At 64.0% G+C, this 21,106-nt stretch carries 21 protein-coding genes; 11 read left to right on the forward strand and 10 right to left on the reverse strand.

Going from position 1 to position 21,106, the window contains the following annotated elements:
- The first annotated feature begins 107 nt into the window (after window positions 1-107).
- The gene (locus AC1DJW_RS19890; protein WP_476902295.1) at window positions 108-2,531 is read left to right on the forward strand and encodes a phosphoketolase family protein; all 2,424 of its coding nucleotides are present in this window, start codon (window positions 108-110) and stop codon (window positions 2,529-2,531) included.
- A 192-nt stretch (window positions 2,532-2,723) separates the two neighbouring features.
- Here the strand turns inward: AC1DJW_RS19890 and AC1DJW_RS19895 are convergent, their stop codons facing one another.
- A complete protein-coding gene (locus AC1DJW_RS19895; RefSeq protein WP_390280312.1) occupies window positions 2,724-2,975 on the reverse strand; it encodes an SHOCT domain-containing protein in 252 nt (83 codons plus the stop codon).
- A 202-nt stretch (window positions 2,976-3,177) separates the two neighbouring features.
- On the opposite strand from AC1DJW_RS19895, the gene AC1DJW_RS19900 reads away from it, so the two are divergent.
- Both AC1DJW_RS19900 and AC1DJW_RS19905 read left to right on the forward strand, forming a co-directional pair.
- A complete protein-coding gene (locus AC1DJW_RS19900) occupies window positions 3,178-3,621 on the forward strand; it encodes a pyridoxamine 5'-phosphate oxidase family protein (RefSeq protein ID WP_284752599.1) in 444 nt (147 codons plus the stop codon).
- A gap of 59 nt (window positions 3,622-3,680) precedes the next feature.
- Complete coding sequence (locus AC1DJW_RS19905) at window positions 3,681-4,559, forward strand: universal stress protein (protein WP_476902296.1); 879 nt, start codon at window positions 3,681-3,683, stop codon at window positions 4,557-4,559.
- A gap of 12 nt (window positions 4,560-4,571) precedes the next feature.
- On the opposite strand, the gene AC1DJW_RS19910 is transcribed toward AC1DJW_RS19905, so the two are convergent.
- On the reverse strand, window positions 4,572-5,015 hold the full coding sequence (locus tag AC1DJW_RS19910) for a pyridoxamine 5'-phosphate oxidase family protein (protein ID WP_476902297.1): 444 nt from the start codon (window positions 5,013-5,015) through the stop codon (window positions 4,572-4,574).
- Window positions 5,016-5,344: 329 nt separating this feature from the next.
- On the opposite strand from AC1DJW_RS19910, the gene AC1DJW_RS19915 reads away from it, so the two are divergent.
- From AC1DJW_RS19915 to AC1DJW_RS19935, 5 genes are all read left to right on the forward strand, one after another.
- Window positions 5,345-6,052 (forward strand): cytochrome b N-terminal domain-containing protein, encoded by a 708-nt coding sequence (locus tag AC1DJW_RS19915; RefSeq protein WP_284752596.1) that lies wholly within the window; start codon window positions 5,345-5,347, stop codon window positions 6,050-6,052.
- Window positions 6,049-7,002 carry a hypothetical protein gene (locus AC1DJW_RS19920; RefSeq protein WP_390280323.1) on the forward strand — a complete coding sequence of 318 codons (954 nt, stop codon included), beginning with the start codon at window positions 6,049-6,051 and terminating at the stop codon, window positions 7,000-7,002. Before AC1DJW_RS19915 ends, AC1DJW_RS19920 begins: the two co-directional genes overlap by 4 nt.
- 78 nt (window positions 7,003-7,080) lie before the next feature.
- Complete coding sequence (locus AC1DJW_RS19925) at window positions 7,081-8,061, forward strand: ABC transporter ATP-binding protein (RefSeq protein WP_284752594.1); 981 nt, start codon at window positions 7,081-7,083, stop codon at window positions 8,059-8,061.
- A 1-nt stretch (window position 8,062) separates the two neighbouring features.
- Window positions 8,063-9,685: an ABC transporter permease gene (locus tag AC1DJW_RS19930; RefSeq protein WP_476902298.1), complete on the forward strand. Its 1,623-nt coding sequence runs from the start codon at window positions 8,063-8,065 to the stop codon at window positions 9,683-9,685.
- Entirely contained in the window at window positions 9,682-10,152 is a 471-nt protein-coding gene (locus AC1DJW_RS19935) for a GbsR/MarR family transcriptional regulator (protein ID WP_459342270.1), read from the forward strand. The genes AC1DJW_RS19930 and AC1DJW_RS19935 overlap by 4 nt, the downstream gene beginning before the upstream one ends.
- Window positions 10,153-10,175: 23 nt before the next feature.
- Here AC1DJW_RS19935 and AC1DJW_RS19940 read toward each other — a convergent pair whose 3' ends face one another.
- Window positions 10,176-10,649 carry a DUF805 domain-containing protein gene (locus AC1DJW_RS19940; RefSeq protein ID WP_459342269.1) on the reverse strand — a complete coding sequence of 158 codons (474 nt, stop codon included), beginning with the start codon at window positions 10,647-10,649 and terminating at the stop codon, window positions 10,176-10,178.
- A 254-nt stretch (window positions 10,650-10,903) separates the two neighbouring features.
- Between AC1DJW_RS19940 and AC1DJW_RS19945 the strand changes: the two genes are divergently transcribed.
- Together AC1DJW_RS19945 and AC1DJW_RS19950 are read left to right on the forward strand one after the other, a co-directional pair.
- Window positions 10,904-11,764: a universal stress protein gene (locus tag AC1DJW_RS19945; RefSeq protein WP_476902299.1), complete on the forward strand. Its 861-nt coding sequence runs from the start codon at window positions 10,904-10,906 to the stop codon at window positions 11,762-11,764.
- A gap of 266 nt (window positions 11,765-12,030) precedes the next feature.
- The gene (locus AC1DJW_RS19950; protein ID WP_390280332.1) at window positions 12,031-12,360 is read left to right on the forward strand and encodes a hypothetical protein; all 330 of its coding nucleotides are present in this window, start codon (window positions 12,031-12,033) and stop codon (window positions 12,358-12,360) included.
- Between the two features lie 134 nt (window positions 12,361-12,494).
- Here the strand turns inward: AC1DJW_RS19950 and AC1DJW_RS19955 are convergent, their stop codons facing one another.
- The 3 genes from AC1DJW_RS19955 to AC1DJW_RS19965 form a co-directional block, all read right to left on the reverse strand.
- Entirely contained in the window at window positions 12,495-12,626 is a 132-nt protein-coding gene (locus tag AC1DJW_RS19955) for a hypothetical protein (protein ID WP_390280334.1), read from the reverse strand.
- 178 nt (window positions 12,627-12,804) lie between these two features.
- On the reverse strand, window positions 12,805-13,302 hold the full coding sequence (locus tag AC1DJW_RS19960) for a hypothetical protein (protein WP_476902300.1): 498 nt from the start codon (window positions 13,300-13,302) through the stop codon (window positions 12,805-12,807).
- A gap of 265 nt (window positions 13,303-13,567) precedes the next feature.
- Window positions 13,568-14,635, reverse strand: coding sequence for a YeiH family protein (locus AC1DJW_RS19965; RefSeq protein ID WP_390280338.1), 1,068 nt, complete (start codon window positions 14,633-14,635; stop codon window positions 13,568-13,570).
- A gap of 166 nt (window positions 14,636-14,801) precedes the next feature.
- On the opposite strand from AC1DJW_RS19965, the gene AC1DJW_RS19970 reads away from it, so the two are divergent.
- Window positions 14,802-15,707: a LysR family transcriptional regulator gene (locus AC1DJW_RS19970; protein ID WP_284752585.1), complete on the forward strand. Its 906-nt coding sequence runs from the start codon at window positions 14,802-14,804 to the stop codon at window positions 15,705-15,707.
- Window positions 15,708-15,787: 80 nt separating this feature from the next.
- Here the strand turns inward: AC1DJW_RS19970 and AC1DJW_RS19975 are convergent, their stop codons facing one another.
- From AC1DJW_RS19975 to AC1DJW_RS19990, 4 genes are all read right to left on the reverse strand, one after another.
- A complete protein-coding gene (locus AC1DJW_RS19975) occupies window positions 15,788-18,166 on the reverse strand; it encodes a polysaccharide lyase 8 family protein (protein ID WP_476902301.1) in 2,379 nt (792 codons plus the stop codon).
- A 67-nt stretch (window positions 18,167-18,233) separates the two neighbouring features.
- Window positions 18,234-19,238, reverse strand: coding sequence for a hydroxyacid dehydrogenase (locus tag AC1DJW_RS19980; RefSeq protein ID WP_476902302.1), 1,005 nt, complete (start codon window positions 19,236-19,238; stop codon window positions 18,234-18,236).
- Window positions 19,235-20,044 (reverse strand): carbohydrate ABC transporter permease, encoded by an 810-nt coding sequence (locus AC1DJW_RS19985; RefSeq protein WP_459342264.1) that lies wholly within the window; start codon window positions 20,042-20,044, stop codon window positions 19,235-19,237. The genes AC1DJW_RS19980 and AC1DJW_RS19985 overlap by 4 nt, the downstream gene beginning before the upstream one ends.
- A 95-nt stretch (window positions 20,045-20,139) precedes the next feature.
- Window positions 20,140-21,102 (reverse strand): carbohydrate ABC transporter permease, encoded by a 963-nt coding sequence (locus tag AC1DJW_RS19990; protein ID WP_459342263.1) that lies wholly within the window; start codon window positions 21,100-21,102, stop codon window positions 20,140-20,142.
- Between the last annotated feature and the right edge of the window lie 4 nt (window positions 21,103-21,106).

The following is a 21,106-nucleotide window of genomic DNA, read 5'->3' on the forward strand; positions in this document are numbered from 1 at the left end:
GGCCCTAACCGCCCCGGTCGTGCATCTGACACCGTGAAGACCAGAACAGTCCAGACGCCAGAAACGCGTGCATTCGGCACGCCGTCGAACCCGGAAGAGGCAAGCCCATGGAAACCGGAACCCCCGTCACCGAAGCGTCGGGCGAAGACTTCGAACTGTTGAACCGGTACTGGTCCGCGGCCAACTACCTCACGGTGGCCCAGATCTACCTACAGGAAAACCCTCTCCTGAGGGAGCCGCTGCTCCCGCGCCACATCAAGCCCCGGCTCCTGGGCCACTGGGGAACCAGCCCCGGGCTGTCGTTGATCTATGCCCATTTGAACCGCCTGATCAGGCGAACCTCAGCGGAAGTCCTGTTCGTCGCTGGTCCGGGCCACGGCGGTCCCGCCGTCGTCGCCAACCTCTATCTTGAGGGCACCTACTCGGAGATCTATCCCAAAGTTGGGATGGACCTCCAGGGACTCCGGCGCCTTGTCCGGCAATTCTCAACGCCGGGCGGGATCGCGAGCCATGTCGGCCCGGCCACTCCCGGCTCCATCCACGAAGGGGGCGAGCTTGGCTACTCCTTGATGCACGCCACGGGCGCGGCCATGGACAACCCCGGACTGATTGTCGCTTGCATCATCGGCGATGGCGAAGCCGAGACCGGCCCGTTGGAAGCGTCATGGAAGGCGCCATCCTTCCTCAATCCGGCCCGGGACGGCGCCGTGCTGCCGATACTCCATCTGAACGGATACAAGATCTCCGGCCCGACCGTCCTCGGCCGCAAATCCGACGAGGACGTCGAAGCGCTCCTGAGTGCCCATGGCTGGGATCCGCGCACCGTCTCCGGCGAGGACCCGGTGCTAGTCCACCGCGCCTTGGCCACTGCGATGGACGAGTCTTATGGGCGCATCCGCGAACTGCAATCCACAGCGCGCAGCCAGGGCGTGCACGGCCCGGCGCGATGGCCCGCCATCATCCTGCGGACGCCAAAAGGGTGGACCGGGCCAGCCATGGTGGACGGGCTTCCCGTCGAAGGAACCTTTCGCTCCCACCAAGTGCCCCTGGCAAACGTTCGCGAGAATCCCGAACACCTGGCGCAGCTTGAGGCCTGGATGCGCTCCTACCAGCCCGAAACCCTCTTCGACAGCACAGGCCGGCTCACCTCCGAATTGGCCGCACTTGCCCCGGGGGGCACCCTCCGCATGGGCGCAACCCGTGCCGGACGCGGCGGGACCGGGACTGTCCTTGATATCCCCGAGCTGGAACAATACGCGGTACCGGCGGCCCCTAGGGGGTCGGTCGTCCACGAAACCACCAGGCCGCTCGGGGAACTACTCCGGGACATCTACGTCGCGACGGCCCCGGATCCGAGGTTCCGGCTCTTCTGCCCGGACGAAACCAACAGCAACCGGCTCGGGGCTGTCTTCGAGGCCACCGACCGCTGCCTCCTGGAACCGGCCAGGCCCGGCGATCATGCCCGGGCCGAAGACCACGTCTCGCCCGGAGGCAGGGTCATGGAAGTCCTCTCCGAACACCTGTGCCAGGGCTGGCTGGAGGGATACCTCCTCACGGGCCGCCATGGACTGTTCGCCAGCTACGAGGCCTTCGCGATGGTCAGCGCGTCAATGACCGTCCAACACGCCAAATGGCTCCAGCACGCGAGGGAACTTGAATGGCGAGCCCCCGTGCCTAGCCTGAACATTCTCCTGACCTCCACCTGCTGGCGCAACGACCACAACGGATTCAGCCACCAAGGGCCCGGACTGATCGACACGGTGTTGTCCCTGTCGGGCACCGTCACCCGCGTCTACCTGCCACCGGACGCAAATACCCTCCTCGTCACCGCCGACCACATCCTTCGCAGCAAGGACTACGTCAATCTGGTGGTCGTAGACAAACAACCGCACCCGCAGTACCTCACCCTGGAGGAGGCGAGGCGCCACGCCGCGGCAGGAGCGTCCATCTGGTCTTGGGCCGGGAACGAGCAGCCCAACGGCGGCGAGCCCGACGGCGCTCGGGCCGTGCCCGACGTCGTCATGGCCTGTGCAGGGGACATCCCCACCCAGGAGACGCTGGCCGCAGCCTGGTTGCTGCAAGAACATCTGCCCGGACTCGTGGTCCGCGTTGTCAACGTCATGGATGCCATGGTCCTCCCGCCCCGCGACACCCACCCCCACGGCCTATCCGATGAGAAGTTCGAAGAGCTGTTCACGGCAGACCGAGAAGTCATCATGGCCTGGCACGGCTACGCCCGGGCCCTGCACCAACTCCTGCATGGAAGACCCCGCCCGGAACGGTTCCATGTCCGCGGCTACAACGAACAAGGAACCACAACCACCCCCTTCGACATGGTGGTCCTGAACAAGATGAGCCGCTACCACCTGGTCCTGGAAGCGTTGCGTCGCATTCACCGGCAGGTCGGAGGCGCGGACGAACTGGTCGACTTCTGCCGCAGGCAGCTGGATACACATGCGCGATACATCCGGGAACACTTCGAAGACCTCCCGGAAATACGGGACTGGTCCTGGACGCCGCACCCTTCCTAGCGGGGGAAAGGAAGCTCTTCGGACTGGCCGCCGCGGGCAATATCCTCATTGGTGTCCCTCAGGAATACCGGGCCAAAAAGTCATTGGATCGCCTCGCGATTCTCAACGGCTCGCTCACGCGGGTGGTTCGCGATGGCACGGCGCAGGATGTTGACATGCAAGACGTGGTCCCGGACCCCGCGGAAGCCCTGCTCATTGCCGGCGACGTAGAGCAGCACGGCGAGCCGCTAGCTCCGTTTCGTCAATCTCGCCCCGGGCGAAGCGCTCATTGAGGTTACGTTCGGAATCATCATGGGGCGGCCCTTGGAAACCCCGTCCGCCCGCGTGGCTCCCGTGCAGCAGGAGGACCACCAAGGTGGCAATGCCACCCCAGAACAGCAACATCATCAGCCCCATGGCGATCCAGCCGCCGATGCCGACGCTTCCACCCCATCCATACATCATGGCCAATTTCCTTTTGTTTTGGATTCCGTACCTGCGTCCAGTGTCGCTCGTTTCCGGCCCCTCCCACAGGGCATTTAGTCACACCTCCGGGCCTTTCGGCCCTACAGCAGGAGAAGTGCCCCCAATAGGCTGCTGGGAGTTGCAGGTCTTCATACCCGCGATCGTGTGCCCGAAAGACGAGCTAGACGACATAGGAGCAGACATGTCACTCCCCAGCATGGACGCAGGCCGCGTTGACGGCGGACTGCACGTCGCGGAAGAACTCAGCCAGGAACAGTGCTGGGACCTCCTGCGCTCAAACACGACCGGCCGCTTCGGCTTTGTTGAACAAGGCAGGGTGGTGATCCTCCCCGTGAATTATCTGGTCGATGGCCAGTCCATTTACTTCCGTACGGCCGGGGATGGATCGATCGCCGAGGCGGTCCCGTCGCTCGGGTCGTCCTTTCAAATCGACGATTCTCGTGCCGAGCGGAGCGAGGGTTGGTCGGTGCTGGTCAGCGGGGCCTCGACACGTGTTGAGGACGAGGATCTGCTGAACCGGCTCTGGGGAAAGGTCATGGCCGAGCCGTGGGCCGGCGGAGCACGGAACCTCTTTGTCCGGATCCAGGCACACAGGGTCACCGGACGCCACGTGCATCTGGAATGAGCTTCTGGAGTAAGACTGGAGCCGCTCCACATTCAAGCACCCTTACGGGTAAGGAGACCATGGGTACCGCGGAAGAAATCATCGTCGGATACGACGGGTCCGCCGAAGCTGTCCCGGCCATCCGTTGGGCTGCCCGCCAGGCGGCTCAGCGGAACTGCGGACTGCACCTGGTTCACAGCTCCCTGTGGCCCGCAATCACCCACGACCTCGGTCCGGTGCCGGGCGTCGAAGGCAGCGGGTTGCGACGCGCGGCCGAGGACGTTCTGACCGAGGGCGTGGCACGGGTCAACGACGCGGTTCCTGGATTGGCTGTCAAAACGACGCTGTTCTATGGGTGGCCGGCCGAACACCTCAGGACCCTCTCTACCGGCGCCGCATTGTTGGTCGTCGGCACCCGGGGCGCAGGAGGATTCATGGGGCTGCTGATCGGCTCCGTCAGCCTGGAACTCGCGGCAACAGCCGATTGCCCGGTTGTTGTCGTCCGCGACGGGGAACACGCCGGTGGGCCGGTCGTCGTCGGCGTCGACTTCGATGATTGGGAACTACCGCTTCGGCATGCCCGAACCCTGGCAGCGTTGGCGGGTGCACCCCTTCGAGTGGTGCATGTCCGCAAGAATCACTGGATTCCGCGCCCCATCTCTGACGAGGGCATCCAGACTCGGGACCAAGCAGAACCCCGCGTCCAGGCGCTTCTCGACTCCGCGGCGCGGAACGCCCACGAAACCATTCCGGGCCTTGATCTCCAGATAAGATCTCCGATCGGCACGTCCATCCCGGGCACTCTTTTGGCGGAGGCTCAGGATGCCTCCGTCATCGTCGTCGGGACCAGAGGACGCGGGCTCGTTCGGGGCACCATCGGTTCGGTCGCCCACGCTGTGCTTCATCACGCCAGCTGCCCGGTCATGGTGGTGCGTCGGCCAACCCCGGACACCCCGTGAAGCAGATGTTGTTCAGTACAAGTCGCTGGGGACCAGATCGTCGTCTTCAGGTCCCCGGTGTATGCGCCTCCCGGTGATCGACGTCGGGACGATCTCAACGAAAACCCGCTTCTTTGTAGAGGTCAATTGTTGGCGCGGAATCCTTTCGGCAGCTTCGGTCTCGGCACCGGACTCCAATTGCCGTGCCGTGCCTTTGACCACGACGCTCCAGACGGATTGCCTACCGACCCCGTCGGTCTCCAAGGCGACTTTGTCGTTGATCGTGAGCGCAAACAGCTTCTCCCCGGGATTCGTCCGGAGGAGGATTTTCCCGTCGTGGGCAACGAAATTGATCGGATAGATCTCGGGTTCGTTGGCGATGCTCAATGCCAACCGCCCCAACGTCGCACCCAAAAGGATATTCCAGCATTCTTCCTCGTTCAGGACTTCCACGGGGTTTGCGGTATCCGGTGACATGGCAGATCCTTTCGATGTGCGGCATTCCAAGCCATTCCAGCATGCACGCGGCCCGCACCATCCAATAGGGCCCTTGGACCCGTGTCTGTTGGCCCGCAAGCTTGTAGCGTCCATATATAGGAAGGCTTCCCATCCAAGGTTCGCCTTTCATCGAAAGAGGCCGTGATGCTCGGAATAAGACAGGCGGATGCCGGAATGCCGGATACCGGAATCTATTTCCAGTGGGGTGATTTCCTGATCCAATTCGGCAATCTGGTGGTCATTGCCACGATGGTCGTGTTGTTCATTCTCGCTTTGGTTCTTCCGTTCCCAGGCCGAAGGAGCCGGAAATGACCGTCCACCGCGGTCCGGTCCCGACTGCCGACGACGGCGAACCACGGTTCTCCACCTGGACGGGAAAAGCCCGGGGCTGGGCGCTACGCCGGCTGCCGCCGGACAAGCTGCTTCCCGAAGACCAGCCGAGTTACGTGTCGTCCTGGATTTACGTCTTCGGCATGGGCGCCGTTGCCGCGTTTGCCTACATCCTCGGTTCCGGTGCCGTACTTGCGCTGAACGGACCCACGTGGTTCCATGCCTCGGCTTTCGGGCGTTTCATCAACAGCACCCATTTGTGGAGCGTTGAACTGTTCTTCATGTTCATGGTGATCCACCTCTGGGGCAAATTCTGGATGGCTGCTTGGCGGGGCGGGCGCGTGCTGACCTGGATCACCGGGATGCTCGCGTTCGTCGTCTCAATCGTCACGGCCTTTACCGGATACCTCCTTCAAACCAATTTCGACTCGCAGTGGATTGCCTTCCAAGCCAAAGACGCCCTCAACGCGGTCGGTGTAGGGGCGTGGTTCAACGTCGCCGATCTGGGCCAGATACTCATGTGGCACATCACACTCCTCCCGCTGGCCGTCGCCGCCATTGTCGCCCTCCACGTTGTTCTCGTGCGGATGCACGGAGTGGTGCCCCCGTTGGAGGCCGCGGCATCCGATGCCCAGCTACGCTCAACAGCGCCAAACCCGGCCACTGAGAGCGAGGACACGAAGTGAGCAAGTCCCTAGCGTCAACGTCGTGGCGCGCACGAAACGACATCGCCAGCAGGCCATGGCCAGGCACGACGCGCGAATACGACCTGTTCAAGGAACTTGTTGTCGGGCTGGCGGTTGTTGGCCTGCTTGTCCTGGGACTCTCTGCGGTTTTCAGCTCGCCGGACGAACCAACGGTGACCCTGAAATCCTGGGCCCAGACCGATCCCGCGGACTTCGTGGCAACAGCCACCACCGAACTCGGAGGCACCAGCGGCACCGCAGGATATGGACCGCCCTACAATTCGACGCCCGATGCCACCCAAAAACTCGGCCCGATCGACCTGCAGAGCCTTTCCGGCGTACGGCTTCCGATCGACACAGCCAACGACTTCGTCATCGGCCCGCTCCAAACCCTGCCGACACCCCCGGCAGCGATCGACGAATGGACGAAGGCAAGCGACGCCCAACACACTGCCTGGACCACCGCGTACGGGGACGCACTCAGCAAGGCCCCGGACAACGACCCGGCGAAAGTTCCATCCGGCGACTACGGCCCGGTGCCGGCCCTCACCGGAGCCCTACTGGCCATGGCGCAGCAAGGCACCCTTGATCCGGTCCTGAGCGCAAAAGGCTCGTTCTACAACACCGACTACAAAGCCAGCATCCTGTTCCTCGGCGACGGCAGCTACTTCCCCGGACTCGCCGACGCCCAGCATCTGACGGGAGACCAGTGGGGAATGATGAATGAAACCGGGAACTACCCCGGCCAGTCGTGGCTGTGGCTCTTCTCCGCCCTCTATCAAGTGGAACCCTTCAAATCATCGCCGAACGCAGATGTCCTCGTCGTGTTTTCCATGGTGATCCTGACACTCCTCCTGACCCTGGTGCCCTTCATCCCCGGACTCAGGTCGCTGCCCCGCCGCATACCCCTACACCGGCTGATCTGGCGGGACTACTACAAGCACCGCTAGACCAACGCACGAACCGCGCTGGAAAACAAGGGCCTTTCGGTCATTCAAAACTTTGTGAAAACTGCGTACGTTTGTGTCATGGACACCGTCATCCAGACTGTCGATTTGCACAAGAACTTCGGGCGCGTCAAAGCGCTCGACGGCCTCGATCTCGAGGTCCACAAGGGCGAGATCCACGGCTTCCTCGGCCCGAACGGCGCGGGGAAGACCACCACGCTGCGCATCCTGCTCGGCCTGGCCCGGCCGTCGTCGGGCAGCGCGAGCGTCCTGGGCCTGCATCCCTGGGCAGACGCCGTCGAACTCCACCGACGCGTCGCGAGCATCCCGGGAGACGTGAGCCTCTGGCCCAACCTTTCGGGCGGAGAAGCCATCGACCTCCTTTCCCGCCTCCGTGACGGCGCTGTAGACCAAGCCACCTACAGGGAGCGCAAGCGTCACCTCTGCGAGCTCTTCGACTTCGACCCGGGCAAGAAGGGCCGCGCCTACTCGAAGGGAAACCGCCAGAAGGTCGCGCTCATTTCCGCCCTCGTCATGGACGCCGAGCTGTATCTCCTCGACGAGCCCACGAGCGGCCTTGACCCGCTCATGGAGGCCGTCTTCACGCGTGAGATCAGGCGGATCGTGCACGAGAACGGCGCCACAGTCCTGCTCTCAAGCCACATCCTCTCCGAGGTCGAGCAGCTCGCCGACCGCGTGAGCATCATCCGAGCCGGCCGGATCGTTGACGGAGGGACGCTCGACGCATTGCGCCACCTCACCCGCACGGAGATCTCGTTCGCCCAGGACAGCGTGGACACCCACGCGCTGGACACGCTGTCGCAGGTCCACGACCTCACCGTGGCCGACGGGCGCGTCAAGTTCGGCGCCGATTCCGATCGCGTCCACGAGGTCCTGCCCCTGCTGGGCAGCCTCGGGGTCAAAGGCCTCCTCGTCGCGCCGCCGTCGCTCGAAGAGCTCTTCCTGCGCCACTATGGCGACACGGTCGCCCCGCCTGCCCCGCAGGTAGCGGACGACGGCGGCACCCACCATCGGCGCCACCGCGCCGGGGCGGGAGCCTGAGATGGGCGCTCTGTGGATCCTGTACCGGCAGAGGTTACGCCGGGACCGCTGGCAGGTGATTGTGTGGGTGCTCTCGATCGGAGCCCTCGCGCTGTTCGCCGTCGCGGCCATAGCTAAAACCTTCGGCGACGACGCGACACGCGCGCAGGTGCTGCAGCTTGCGACCGCGGCTCCCGCGATCCTCGTGCTGCGCGGCCTCCCACGCGGTCCGGCGCTCGATTCGTTTACGTTCTTCGAAATCTTCTCATTCCTGGGCGTCCTTGCCGGACTCATGAATACGTTCATGGCCGTCCGGCACACCCGGGCGGAAGAGGAATCGGGCCGGGCCGAGCTCATTTCCGCGACGGCGGCCGGGCGATGGGCCCCGCTCGGCGCCACTGTCCTTCACGGCATCGTGGCCAACGCGCTCGTCGCCGTCGCGACGGCGCTCGGCTTCATGGCCGGAGGGCTTGACCCTGCCGGCTCGCTCGTGGCTGGCTTCGCGACGGGTGCCGTGGGCTTCGCCTTCCTCGGCGTGGGCCTGCTGGCCTCCGAGTTCTTCAGCACATCGCGGGGGGCCAACGGCATCTCGTCGGCCCTCGTGATGCTCGCGTACCTGCTGCGCGGCTTCGGGGACGCGACGGGACAGGTGAGTCCCGACGGGACGACCATGACGGCCGCGTGGCCGAGTTGGATCTCCCCCATCGGATGGGGCCAGCAAACCTTCGCCTACACGGGCAACCGTTGGTGGCCGTTGCTCCTTCCCCTCGCACTCTGGGCGGTGTGCACCGCCGTCGTCGTGGCTTTGATGGCGCGCCGTGACGTCGGGGCGAGCGTGCTCGCCGGGCGATCCGGACGCGCCGACGCCCGGCCCTGGCTGCGCGGGAGCTTCTCGCTCGCGCTGCGCCTGCAGCAGGGAGCGATCATGGGCTGGTGCATCGGCGGCCTCGCGACGGGCCTCCTCGCGGGCTCGCTCGGTTCCGCGATCCAGTCCTCGATCACCTCCAACCCCCAAATCACTGCCGTGCTCCGCGGCATGATCGAGGCACAGGGCACATCAATGACCCAGCTCCTCGTCGCAGCACTGTTCGAGGTAGCCGGAATACTTGCCGCGGCCTGCGGTCTCCAGGCCGTCCTTCGCCTCCGTCAGGAGGAGGTGGCCGGAACCGCCGAGCCCGTGGTGTCCGAGTCGGTGGGCCGGATACGCTGGCTGGGGAGCTTCCTTGGACTTGGTACCGTCTCTGTCGTGCTTGTCATGGCGTTCACCGCCCTCGGGGCCTGGGTCTCACTGGTCGCCTCCGGAGACACCTCCAACGCAGTCGGCGACGTCTGGCAGACCGCCGTCGACCAGCTTCCCGCAGCACTCATTTACCTTGCGCTGCCCGCCGCAGTGTTCGTTGTCTGGCCCCGCGCCACGATCCCTGCCGGGTGGGCGCTCCTGGGCGTCGGCGTCGTCCTCGGGATCTACGGCGGCATGCTCGGCCTCGACCAGACACTCCGGGACCTTTCGCCGTTTACCCACAGCCCCGTCACCACAAGCACCGGGACCGACTGGAGCGGCGGCTTCTGGATGCTCGGCATCGCCGCGGTCATCACGGCATTCTCGCTCGTGGCCGTCCGCCGCCGGGAGGTGGGCACAGCGTGACAGGTCCCGAGAGCAAGCGTATGCCCGACTCCGCCGAGACATCCGCAGCTGTCCTCACTGCCGCGGGCTTTCCCAAGATGCCGGCCCGCGCCCTCATGGCCCTCGTGGTCTCCGACGACGGCTCGCTGACCGCTGCCGAGCTCTCAGAGATGCTGGGCGCGAGCGCGGCCGCAGTCTCCGGCGCCGTGCGGTACCTGCAGACTGTCGGCTTCGTCCACCGGGTCTCGCGACCTGGCAGCCGGCGCGACCACTACGCCCTCCCCGACAACGCGTGGTACGTCGCCTCCTTACGCCAGAACCCCGTATACAACCGACTCGCCGATCTCGCCGACTCCACCGCGTCAAGCCTCCCTGAAGGATCAGCGGCAAGGGCAAGAGTGAAGGAGATGGGCGCCTTTTACCGGTTCCTCATGACCCGGCTGCCCGGCCTCCTCGATGAATGGGAACACACACGGGCCAAAGACTAGGCTCCTCTGACTCCGCCCGATCCTCAAGCCTGAGGCGGATACGGCTGCGGCGGGTTCGGCGGATATGCCTGCACCAACCGGTCGAATCGCTGACCCCTGGGATTGGCCGGCAGGAGCACAAACACGAGCAGGGCAATCCATCCGAGCACCGGGATCAAGGCCAGCAACAAGAAGAACGCACTGAGATTTGCGTCGTGCAGGCGCCGTGCAGCCAAGGCGAGCGAAGGCACGATTGTCGCCAGGAACCATAGGCCGCCAAGGGCCGTCGAGGTGCTGGTGTTGCCGCTCCCTGTCGCACCGGCCGCATTGATCACCCCTGAGACGATGGCCGAGGCGAGGACCCACCACCAATACTCACTACGGCTAGCCCGCCCGTGGAAGACTGTGTACTTCTTCCAGAACCGTTTGACGGCCTCGATCGGCGGGGCTCCATAGTAAGGCAGCTCAAGCGGGACTCCACCTTGGGGAAGATACTGAGGCTGATAGCTGGACATCATTCAAGCCCTTCCATGCAGACTATTCGACACCCGCATGCTAGACCCAGTCGGCCCGTCAGAACAGAGCACAACGCCATGCATCGGACGAGTGACAGCGCCTAGTTCTGCGAGTGCGTTCCGTCCCTGGCCACGGTGGCAGCAAGAGCGCCACCTGCAGGACTTACGGCCCTGCCTGGCTCGGCCAAACGAGCAGAAAATGGTGCCCACAGCACCCGCAAAGAGGGAGTCACATTTCATGGAAGGCGGACAGAGTCATGAAAAAGCCAATCGTTGTCGGCGTGGTTGACACCAAGGCGAGCCATGCCTCGTTGGCTTGGGCGATGGACCGGGCGGCACGACGGAAACTCCCGGTGCAGCTCGTTCACGCGGTCGACAGTCGATGGCTCGACGAATCCGTCGGTTCCAATGAGGTGATCAGGGCCGCAGCAAACGAGCTGCTCAGTAAAACCGCAGCGTATGCAGGCGAATTGGAGCCGACGGTCCAGGTGAAAACCTTTCTGTTTTCCGGGAGCCCCGGGCAGGCGCTCAGGAAGCACTCCAAAGGAGCCTCGATGGTTGTGATCGGAACCGGGCACAACTGGCCTGGAGGACCCGTAGCTGACAGGGCGCTGCAGATCGCCGCCGTCGCGCAGTGCCCTGTGGCAGTGGTCGGGGAACAGGACATGACCGGGCGCCGCGGCATCGTGGTCGGCGCTGACGGTTCCGAAGAATCAACGCAAGCGGTTTCCTTCGCGGCGGCCGAAGCGGACAAGGATAGCCAGGAGCTCGCAGTGGTTCACGCCGTCCTCGCTCGGCCGCTCATTCATCGCGCCATGCCGGCGGCCGACGTTGCCGAGACCATCTTGGAAGGAGAACGAATCGTCCTCGCCGAGACCGTCGCCGGTCTGGCCGAAAACTATCCCGACGTGGTTGTCCATCAGGTTCTGGTGTCCAACAACGAGCCGGCGGAAGCACTCGCGAACGCCGCCGCCGAAGCCAGGTTGCTGGTGCTGGGCAGCCGTGGAAGGGGTAGCTTTAAACGCCTCCTTCTGGGATCGACGGCCCACACGGTACTCAGGTCCCTGCCCTGCCCAACGATCATTACCCGAGTGCGGCGGGTGAAACATACGGCCTAAGCAGCCTGCCCAGTTAATACAATTTTGGCCAGGAGGTCACCGGACCGGCCAAACCGTTTGGACCTCGATCTTTCCCCGGACTCTTTGCATCCATCGCGCCCCATCAACTTGTTCACCGCTGACAGGGACCGGAGCGGTTCCCGTCGACACTCCCGGCGCGAGACGCATAGGCGATTCACGAATTCTCTGGGGCTGCTGGTTTTCTCAGCCTCCGTGTGCGATCACGCCAGGGACTGCCGGGTACCGCTCCGACGTAGAATCAGGCCATGGTGATCGAGGAACTGACGGACACAGACACCGGAACTTTTGCCTTCCGCACCTCGACAGGCTCCCTCTACCGGATCGCCCTCGGAGCCTCCCCAAGCCTCACGCGCCTGCCAGCGGACCAAGACCCAGAAGCCGCATACCGAACGGCAGGCGTGTCGGTTCTCAGGAGGGACACCCAGGAGATTCCCCTCCTGGGCATCGGGAAACTCAAAGTAGGCGAAAGGGCCATCCTTTTCCTGGACATCGTCGGTGACGGGATCACGGTCACAACGCGCGACACCAGCGAGGTCCTCAGCATCCACCTTCTCAAGAACCCCCGGTCAAACTAAGCCGCAACCAAGCAATCGCCTCGCGCTCATGCCAGATCGAAGGTGTGTCGTTTTGCTTCGGGACCTTGTGGGACTCCCAGTGAGACACTTCTGGCCGTAGAACAGGTGAATGGTTGACTCGCTAGGTGAAGGCCTCAGTATCGATCGAGCCAGTCGACTGGATAGCCGAGCTCCTCAAGTGAGAGAAGGACGACTTCCGGGTAGAAGGAGTAGACGGTCCAGTCGAAGTAATTGTCGCCCTGGATCGCGATGCCGTCGGAAAACAATCCGCGCGCCCTGAAGACTCTTTTAACTTGTGACCGTTCCACTCGCCACGGGCCCACGAACCGACCAAAACCAAACCGTGCCCGGAACTCCGGCTGCTCCCTCGTGGCTACAAGCTCGATTAAGTGCACCGTGGCATGGAACCGTTGATTGTTGAGTCCAATGACAACTCGGTATTTCTCATTGTCGGCAGGCTCCCCCGGGACGGTATCCGTGCCGCTGACCATATCCTGAGCTCAGGTCTGGGGGGATGCGCCGGTAGGAAACGATCGCGAACATGCTGCCCACCACGAACCCGGTTACCGCCGCGATTGTCCCGGGGTCCGTCAAGGGCGGAAAGAGGCTGCAGAACGCATAGGCGAGTAGGCCCGAACTTATCAGCGCCGAGATACCGGTGACGACTGCACGCGTCTTGCGGCTCGCTGCCTCGGTCACCAGGAACCTGGCGCTGATCACAACGCCGGCAACAACCAGCCCAAGGATTGCCAGAACGATCACCTCGAGTACCAGGAAGTACAGACCCCAGACGAGAGCATAAGCATTGAGTTGGCGGCCCCATGCGTAACTTCCGAGGTGAACTAAGGCTCCGACTGTGCCCAACGCGATACCGAGCCAGACCAGCCTGCGCGACGCTTTTCCGGTGCGCCACCACCCAGGTCGGGTGCTTTTCGCCATCATGCGACACCGCCTGTCGAGGCTTTCCCCCTTGGGGTATCGGCTGTGCCCGAAAGACTTTCGGCCTCCTCTTTTGCAACCTGAGGATCCCGATGTCGAGGATCCGCCGGTCCGAGCCCAGGGCACTCCGATCCGAGTGCCCCGCACGCCACGGGCCGCCCTGATGTCCCTGGCGTGCCGATGCGGATAAATATCAGAAGGCCGCCTTGAGGCCGGATCTCGACCCCGCATCGTCCTTCGAAATCCTGAACCCCATGGCGGTGTGCTCCTACATGAAGTGCACGCCGACGAATGCCAGCGCTGCGATCAGACCCCAAGAGAGCATCGCTGCGATGATGGCCCTGCCACTGGTCTGGAGCAGGGACCGGACCTGCACTGACGACCCAAGCCCGTACAGGGCTGCGGCAAGAAGCAGGTCCTGGACCGTGCCGGCAACGTCGAGGACCACTGGCGGCAGGATCCCCAGCGTCCGCAGAACGATCATCGCCATGAACCCGGCCACGAAGAGCGGGATCAGCGGAGGAAGCTTGATGCCGGTATCCCCAGCGCCGTTTGCCGTCCGACGGCGGCGGAAGCGTCCCACCAGTGCGGCACCGGTGACCATCGGCGCAAGCATCAGCACACGGGTGAGCTTGATGATGAGCGCGACGGCGAGGGAAGCCGCGCCCGCCGTCTGCGCCGTTGCCACAACCTGCCCCACATCGTGGACGCTGGCTCCCACCCAGTAGCCGAACTGAACAGTGTCCAGGCCCAGGGGTCCCTTGAGCGCCGGGAGGGCCGCGATCGCCAGCGTTCCGCACAGGGTCACGAGGGCGATTGGGACAACGGTGTCGCGGTGATCCGTTTTGGTGACCCCGCTCATGGCCCCGATCGCGGAGGCGCCGCAGATGGAAAATCCTGTGGCAAGAAGCAGGGGCTGATCGCCCGGAAGTTTCAGTGCCTTGCCCAGCACCATCGTTCCCATGAAGGTCAGCAAGACAATGCCGACCACGATCGCCAGCGTCTTCCAGCCCAGCGCGGCCACGTCGATCAGGCTGAGCTTGAGACCCAGCAGAACGATTCCCAGCCGCATGAACCGCCTGGCGGAAAGCACCAGCCCGGGCTGCAGGACCCCTTCCACGGCGGTACTGATCCCGGGGAGATTCGCGGAAAGAATTCCCAGCATGACCGACACCGTCAGGAAAGGCATCGCCGGTACCGTCGAATGGATCAGCCACGCGACGGCGACCGCGGCCGCTGCCGCCGTCAGTCCGGGCAGCCGCTTGCTCCGCGAGCCCCGGGGAAGCAGCGCACCCTGCCGTCCGTCCTTCAGGGGTGCGGCTATGTCTTGACTCATGCTTGTCTGCGATCCTCCCGGGGCTGGCATGCGCCAGGCTCTGGCTGGATCTCCTGGCTACTCATCTCCCAATTCTCGCTGGAGACCTGGTCCCGAGATAGCCGTCTTCTTTACATAGGGGTATATCAAAATAGCAACACCTATCGCCCTGTTATATGCTTAGCGCATGGCAAAGTGGCCGGATCTGGCCGTACTGGAACTAGTGGTTGGAGTGGACGATTACGGAAGCCTCAGCGCCGCCAGCCGACAGGCAGGCCTAGCTCAACCCAACGCGAGCCGATCGATCAGAGTGTTGGAGCGCCAGCTGGGCATGACCCTGCTGCAGCGCAGTCCAACAGGCTCCACACTCACCCCCCAAGGCACAGTCGTGGCCCACTGGGCGCGAAGAATCCTCGCCGAAACACGGCAGATGTTGCAGGCTACCGATTCCCTGCGCGCTGAGCGGCGGACCGCACTGACGGTAGCCGCGAGCATGACCGTCGCCGAGCACCTGGTGCCCAGTTGGCTTGGCACCTTTGGAAAGCTGCACCCCGAAGTGCGGATACACCTGCTTGTACATAATTCCGCTCAGGTATTTGAGGATGTGACCAGCGGAGCCTGCGATATAGGTTTCGTGGAATCCCCCACCATCCCCCGCACCTTGCATAACCTCACCGTGGCCCGCGACGAACTCGTCGTCGTCGTCCATCCTAAACACCCGTGGACCCGGCGACGGCAACCCATCTCCATTGCCGAGCTAGCATCAACATCGCTGCTGGTCCGCGAACCGGGGTCAGGCACCCGGATCACGCTTGACCTTGCATTGGCCGAGTACACGCGTGCGGCTCCCTTGCTCGAACTTGGCAGCGCGGCCGCAATCCGTACAAGCGTTTTGGCCGGCATGGGTCCTTCAGTGATGAGCACCCTCGCAGTGGCAGACCAAGTAAAGACCGGAGAACTAAAGATCATCCCGGTCCAAGATCTTGTCCTCCACCGGGCGCTGCGTGCGGTGTGGAACGGCCCCCGTCAACTATCAGGCCCGGAGGCGGAGCTCGTGCGGCTCGTTCGCAGCCCGAGAACATCCCAAAACTAGACCTCACGACCAACGCCCGGCCGGGGAAAATCCGGGTCGTTTTTGGCTGTTGTGGCAGCGGCACGGTGGCTGCTCTTCCCTTAGCGGCGGAATTTGAAGGTCTGCGTCTGGCCGCCAAGTCCGGCAGTGTCTAGCGTGAGCGTTGAGCGGCCTTCGGTGTCAGTGCCGAGGATCGCCCCGGAGCCTTCCACCACGGTGGACCATGTTCCTTCGGGCAGCGTCAACGTGACGCTGGAAGCCTTCTGCGTGGGCTCGCTGACCGCCAGACTAAGCACATTTCCGTGCCTGGAGTAGACAACGCACGCGGGACCCGACGCACCAAGTTCCCCCGCTGTTCCGGCCCTCCAAAAGGTTGCTGCGGTGGTCTTTTCGGTCTTGAATTCCACGGACTGGGCTGTGGCATCGTTGCGGATCACCGTGTGGTTGTTGCCTTTTGCGATCTGCGTTGTTTGGGCGACTGATGCCCCTGGAGCCACAACGTAGGCGTAGCTGCCCGGTGTGCTGCCTACGCCGTGGTCGATATAGAGGGTGGCGAAGTTGCGCTGCTGGACGGTGGTGCTGCCGGCAAGGAGGTTGACCGCCGACCAGCTTCCGGAGCGGCTTTCGCGGAGGACCGTGAGCTGCGAGGCACCGAGGATCGCGTAGCCACCGAACCCTTCCAAGTGGACCCATCGATCGTCGTCCAGAACCACTGCGCTGCCGGCCGATTCGGCGATGGTGCCTGACGCCGTCGTGAGGGCGTTGATTCCTTGGTGGAGATTGCGGTGGTCCACAATGCTTTCCACGCGGGCACCGCTCCTGGTGCTGATGTCGGCGCCAAGGCATACGGCCACGTCCCCGCTGACGAACCAGGACTTCCTGGCCGACAAACCGGTGCCACCGGGACCCACCAGATGCTGTCCGACGGCGGCCACGTCGCCCAGGGCCGCGGAGCCCGTCCACTCGTTTGCGGGGCGAGCCGCGCCCCATTCGCCCTCCACTTTGTCCGGCAAGGGCGTGGTGTCCACGGTGGTGCCGGGCAGCCGGTCGTAGTTGGCGGTGGCCCAATAGGCGTCATCGTATTGCCCCAGGTCAGCCGTGTAGAAATGTGTCATGCCGGAACCGGTATGGTACCCGCGGTTGTTTTCGCCGTTGCCGCATTCGTACCAGGCAATGCGGTTACTTGACATGGATAAGGACAGTGCCCAGCCGTTCCCGCGGTGGATGGTACGGTCCATGGCGGGGAAGAGCCGGTGCCCCGGGGCCTCCACGGCCGGCGGAACTCCCGTGGCCTGGAGTTCCTTGACCAGGGCGGTCCTGGGCACGCTGGCCCCTGCAAGAATCGGGCGGTAGGTGTTGCGGGTGATCCATCCGGCGCACAGGCCCCGCCATCTTCTGGCAGCGGCGGGATCCATGGCGCGTGCCAGGAGCAGGATGGCCTCAATCGCGGAAGCCCCGAGGTCGTAGCCGGTGTTGGCCTCTCGGCTGATTGTGCGGCCGCGCACGGCATCCGCCATGGCTCCGTTGATGATGAACGGCGCGTACGAACCCTCGACTGCGTCGAGGAAGATGCTGCGGCTTGGATCGGTGATTTCAAAGGCCGTGCCGCCAAGGAGCGCGAACAGCTTGGACAATCCAGTGAGCAGCACTACCCCATACGAACCTGTGTATGCGGTGGTGCTGTGCTGGATGAAGGAGCCGTCCCTGAAGAATCCGTCTCCGCTGGTGACGTATTGCCATACTTGGCTCAGGCCCTTGATGGCGTGCTGAAGCTTCGCGGTATCTTCCCCGGCCAAGGAGCGGATGATGATTGCCTGGCTAAGGTCGACGCGGTTGGCCCCCACGGACGTGACCTTGGCTCTTGGTGCCATGAACTGCTGCCATGGGTCCGGCACGAAGTGGTCGATGGCTGCGCAGTTGGCAGCGATCTCAGCGGCGGACAGTTCGCCGTGAATCAGGACCAACGTATCGGCCAAGGCCCTTGTCACACCGATTTCCCAGTTCCACCAGTTTCCGGATTCTACTTTCGTATCGTTGTAGGCAACGGCATGCGCGTCCGCCAGCCCCGCTTTGATGTCGGCGAGCACGGAGGCATCCCCGAACACTGTGGCTGTGGGTGTCGCCCAGGCGATGGCGAGCTGCTGCAGACGCTGGTAGGTGGCAACAATTTGGACGTCGTTGGCGAGCGACAGATCGGTGAAAACCGAGGTACGGCCTGCCGCCCGGTTGACCTTGGCCAGCGAAGCTGCGGCCTTGTTGTTCAGCGCGGTGATAGCCGTGGCGAAGTCTGAATCCCCCGCCTGGATCACCGTGCGGCCGGTGATCTGGTCTACCCAGCGGCTCCGCAGCGCGGCGAAGTCCGCGGCGCTCGGCTCTGACGCCGCCCAGGAATTTTGGGCAAACATGGAGCTGACCACGGCCGCGAGGGACAGTGTGCCTGCAGCCTGGAGTACCGTTCGGCGTGAGATCTGTGGTGACACGGAGTTGCTCCTAAGTATTTGTGGTGGACGTGCCTCGGCGCCCTGAACGCCGAGGCACAAATGAGAACTAGGCGGTGATGCCGAGATCTTCGGCGCGGACGCGGAACTCGAGGGGGTAGCCCCGGGAAAGCCGGAGGGCTTCCTGGACGGTGCTGGCTGCCATGCGTTCCAGTTCGTTGCCCAGGGAACCGGCGATGTGCGGGGTCAGCAGCACATTTGGGTGCGTGTAGAAGCCGGAGTCCGGTGGCAGGACCCAAGGGCTGGTGACATCCAGCACGGCATAGAGGTCACCGCGCTCCACCCGCGCCAGCAAGGCGTCTTGGTCGACGAGGTCACCCCGGGAGGTGTTGATGAACGTGGCTCCGGGGCGGAGCCGATCGATCCGGCCGGCGTCAATGAGGTTCTTGGTGGAGGGAAGCGACGGCGCGTGGAGGGACACAACGTCGCTGCTCGCCACGAGCTCGTCCAAGGTGACGAGCTCGACGCCGAGCGCGGCCGCCTTGGCGGCGTCGAGGTAAGGGTCGGCCACCACGACGTCCAGCTCGTACGGAGCCAGCAGGCGGATGACGTGGCGCCCGATCTTGGAAGCACCGATGATCCCGACGCGCTTGCGGTAGTTGCCCATATCGGGGAAGAGCTGTTCCGGCAGGACCTCTGCCCGGGCGGTGTGCAGGGCGCGGGCGATCTGAAGGACGCGCTTGTTGGCCAGGACAATCATGGCTACGGTGTATTCCGCGACCGGAATAGCGTTGGCATCCGCGGCGGAACTGACCTGGACGCCGCGTTCCCAGCATGCGTCCGCGACGTGGTGTTTCACGCTCCCGGCCGCGTGCAGGACGTAGCGCAGGCGCGGTGCCACATCCAGGATGGCGTCGTCAATCATGGGGCAGCCCCAGCCTGTGATGAGGATGTCCGCCTCCGCGAGCAGCGCCTTGCCTTCGGGTGCGTAAAAGTCCTGGATGGGCTCAAGGCTCAGGAGGTTCAGTTCAGGCTCGAGGGTGTCGAGGCTGCGTTCCGGGAACAGGGCCCGGGCGGTGTGGGCCGGCATGGCCAAGGCAACGTTGAGGGTCACTTGACGCTCCCTGCTGTCAGGCCGGACTTCCAGAATCGCTGCAGCATGATGAACGCGAGCAGCAGCGGCACGATGGACAGAAGGGACCCAGTGATTACGAGGGGTGTGAATTCCGGCTGCGGTACGGCGTAGCCCTGCCAGATGGAAATACCGACGCTGACCGGGAGCAGTTGCTGGTCCTGGAGCATCACCAACGGGAGCATGAAGTTGTTCCAGACGCCGACGAACTGGAACAGGGCGATGGTGATGTATCCGGGGAGCATCATGGGCAGGCCGAGTGAGAAGAAGGATCGGATGGCTCCGGCCCCGTCCACACGCGCCGCTTCGAGCGTTTCGGCCGGGACGTAGGCCGCGGAGTAAACCCGGGCCAGGTAGACGCCGAAAGGGTTGCAGAGCACGGGGATGAGGACGGCCCAGATGGTGTTGGTGATCCCGAAGACCGATGCCAGCAGATACATGGGCAGGACGGTGGCGGTGTTCGGGATGAGGACGCCCACCAGAACGATACCGAAGAAGGAGTCCTTGCCGCGGAACTGGAACTTGTCGAACGCGTACCCGGCCATGACCGAGATGAGCCCGCCAAAGACGGCTCCGAAAGCCGCGTAGAACATGGAGTTCGCCATCCAGCGGAGGAACACGCCGCCGTCTTGGCTCAGGACCGCGACGACGTTGTCAAAGAAGGCCGGGTGCCCGAAAGCGTAGGCCGCCGTTCCGTAGAGGTCCGCGGTGTTTTTTGTGGAGGCGAAGAAGAGCCACAGCACCGGAAGCACCATGTAGGCGCAACCGAGGATCAGGAGTGCGTTCACGGTGAATATGCTGGCGAACCCGACTCGGGCGGCCCGGCGTCGTTTCAAAGGTGAAGGCGCAAGCGCAGTTCGGGGCCGGGGGAAGCTGGTGGCGCTCATGCTTTGTTCATCCTTGAGCTGAAGCGGGTGACGGCCCAGGACAGCACGGCGGCCATGAGCGCAATGATGATGGAGGCGGCCGCGGCCTGGTTGAGGTTGTGCCGATTGAAGGCCGCGTCGTAGGCCCACATGTTCGGAACCCATGTGCTGGTGACGGACGCCGTGGCCTTGGAGATGATGGAGGGTTCGGTGAACAGCTGCAGCGTGCCGATCACGGTGAAGAGCATGATGACGCTGAGTGCGGGCAGGATCAGCGGCAGCTTGATGCTGAGGGCCGCACGGATTTCCCCGGCTCCGTCAACACGCGCGGCCTCCAGGACTTCCCGCGGAACCGCCTGCAGCGCCGTGAAGAGCACGATCACGTTGTAGCCCGTCCATTCCCACACGGCGATGTTCACGATCGACGGCAGGATCAGGTGGGCGTCCAGGAAGTTCAGCGAAATGCCGCCGGAGTCGAGGACGGAGACGATGGGACTGACTCCTGGCGTGTACATATAGGCCCAGATGAGCGCGGCGATGACGCCCGGCACGGCATGCGGCAGGAAGACGAACAGTTGGAACAGCTTTCGGGCCCGTGCGACGGCGGCATCCAGTAGGAGGGCGAACGCCACGGCGCCGCCTACCATGCAGGGAATGTACAGAGCGCAGTACAGCGCGAGGCGGCCGATGCCGCCCACGAAAGCCTCGGATTGCAGGACCTGCAGGTAGTTCTCGAGGCCGACAAATGCGGTCTTGGCCTCGCCGAAGCCCAGGCCGGACTTCTGCTGGGCGAAGAAGCTCAGCACGATCGAATAGATGACGGGTGCCACCATCGCCAATGCGAAGACGGCAAAGAACGGGGTAAGGAACAGGGCGGCGGTGCGGCCGCCGGTTCCGGAAAGGCCGCGCGGCTTGCGGATGGTGGAAGTGGGTGCGGCCGCAACGCGGCTGGCCGGTTTTGTGGGTGCTAGGTTCACCATAATG

This window comes from Arthrobacter sp. 05L417, from assembly GCF_056397865.1.

Bases quoted from the DNA above. Each gene is read 5' to 3' on its own strand.
- AC1DJW_RS19890 (WP_476902295.1), top strand. From the start codon at position 108: ATGGAAACCGGAACCCCCGTCACCGAAGCGTCGGGCGAAGACTTCGAA.
- AC1DJW_RS19895 (WP_390280312.1), bottom strand. From the start codon at position 2,975: ATGATGTATGGATGGGGTGGAAGCGTCGGCATCGGCGGCTGGATCGCC.
- AC1DJW_RS19900 (WP_284752599.1), top strand. From the start codon at position 3,178: ATGTCACTCCCCAGCATGGACGCAGGCCGCGTTGACGGCGGACTGCAC.
- AC1DJW_RS19905 (WP_476902296.1), top strand. From the start codon at position 3,681: ATGGGTACCGCGGAAGAAATCATCGTCGGATACGACGGGTCCGCCGAA.
- AC1DJW_RS19910 (WP_476902297.1), bottom strand. From the start codon at position 5,015: ATGTCACCGGATACCGCAAACCCCGTGGAAGTCCTGAACGAGGAAGAA.
- AC1DJW_RS19915 (WP_284752596.1), top strand. From the start codon at position 5,345: ATGACCGTCCACCGCGGTCCGGTCCCGACTGCCGACGACGGCGAACCA.
- AC1DJW_RS19925 (WP_284752594.1), top strand. From the start codon at position 7,081: ATGGACACCGTCATCCAGACTGTCGATTTGCACAAGAACTTCGGGCGC.
- AC1DJW_RS19930 (WP_476902298.1), top strand. From the start codon at position 8,063: ATGGGCGCTCTGTGGATCCTGTACCGGCAGAGGTTACGCCGGGACCGC.
- AC1DJW_RS19940 (WP_459342269.1), bottom strand. From the start codon at position 10,649: ATGATGTCCAGCTATCAGCCTCAGTATCTTCCCCAAGGTGGAGTCCCG.
- AC1DJW_RS19945 (WP_476902299.1), top strand. From the start codon at position 10,904: ATGAAAAAGCCAATCGTTGTCGGCGTGGTTGACACCAAGGCGAGCCAT.
- AC1DJW_RS19950 (WP_390280332.1), top strand. From the start codon at position 12,031: ATGGTGATCGAGGAACTGACGGACACAGACACCGGAACTTTTGCCTTC.
- AC1DJW_RS19960 (WP_476902300.1), bottom strand. From the start codon at position 13,302: ATGATGGCGAAAAGCACCCGACCTGGGTGGTGGCGCACCGGAAAAGCG.
- AC1DJW_RS19965 (WP_390280338.1), bottom strand. From the start codon at position 14,635: ATGAGTCAAGACATAGCCGCACCCCTGAAGGACGGACGGCAGGGTGCG.
- AC1DJW_RS19970 (WP_284752585.1), top strand. From the start codon at position 14,802: ATGGCAAAGTGGCCGGATCTGGCCGTACTGGAACTAGTGGTTGGAGTG.
- AC1DJW_RS19990 (WP_459342263.1), bottom strand. From the start codon at position 21,102: ATGGTGAACCTAGCACCCACAAAACCGGCCAGCCGCGTTGCGGCCGCA.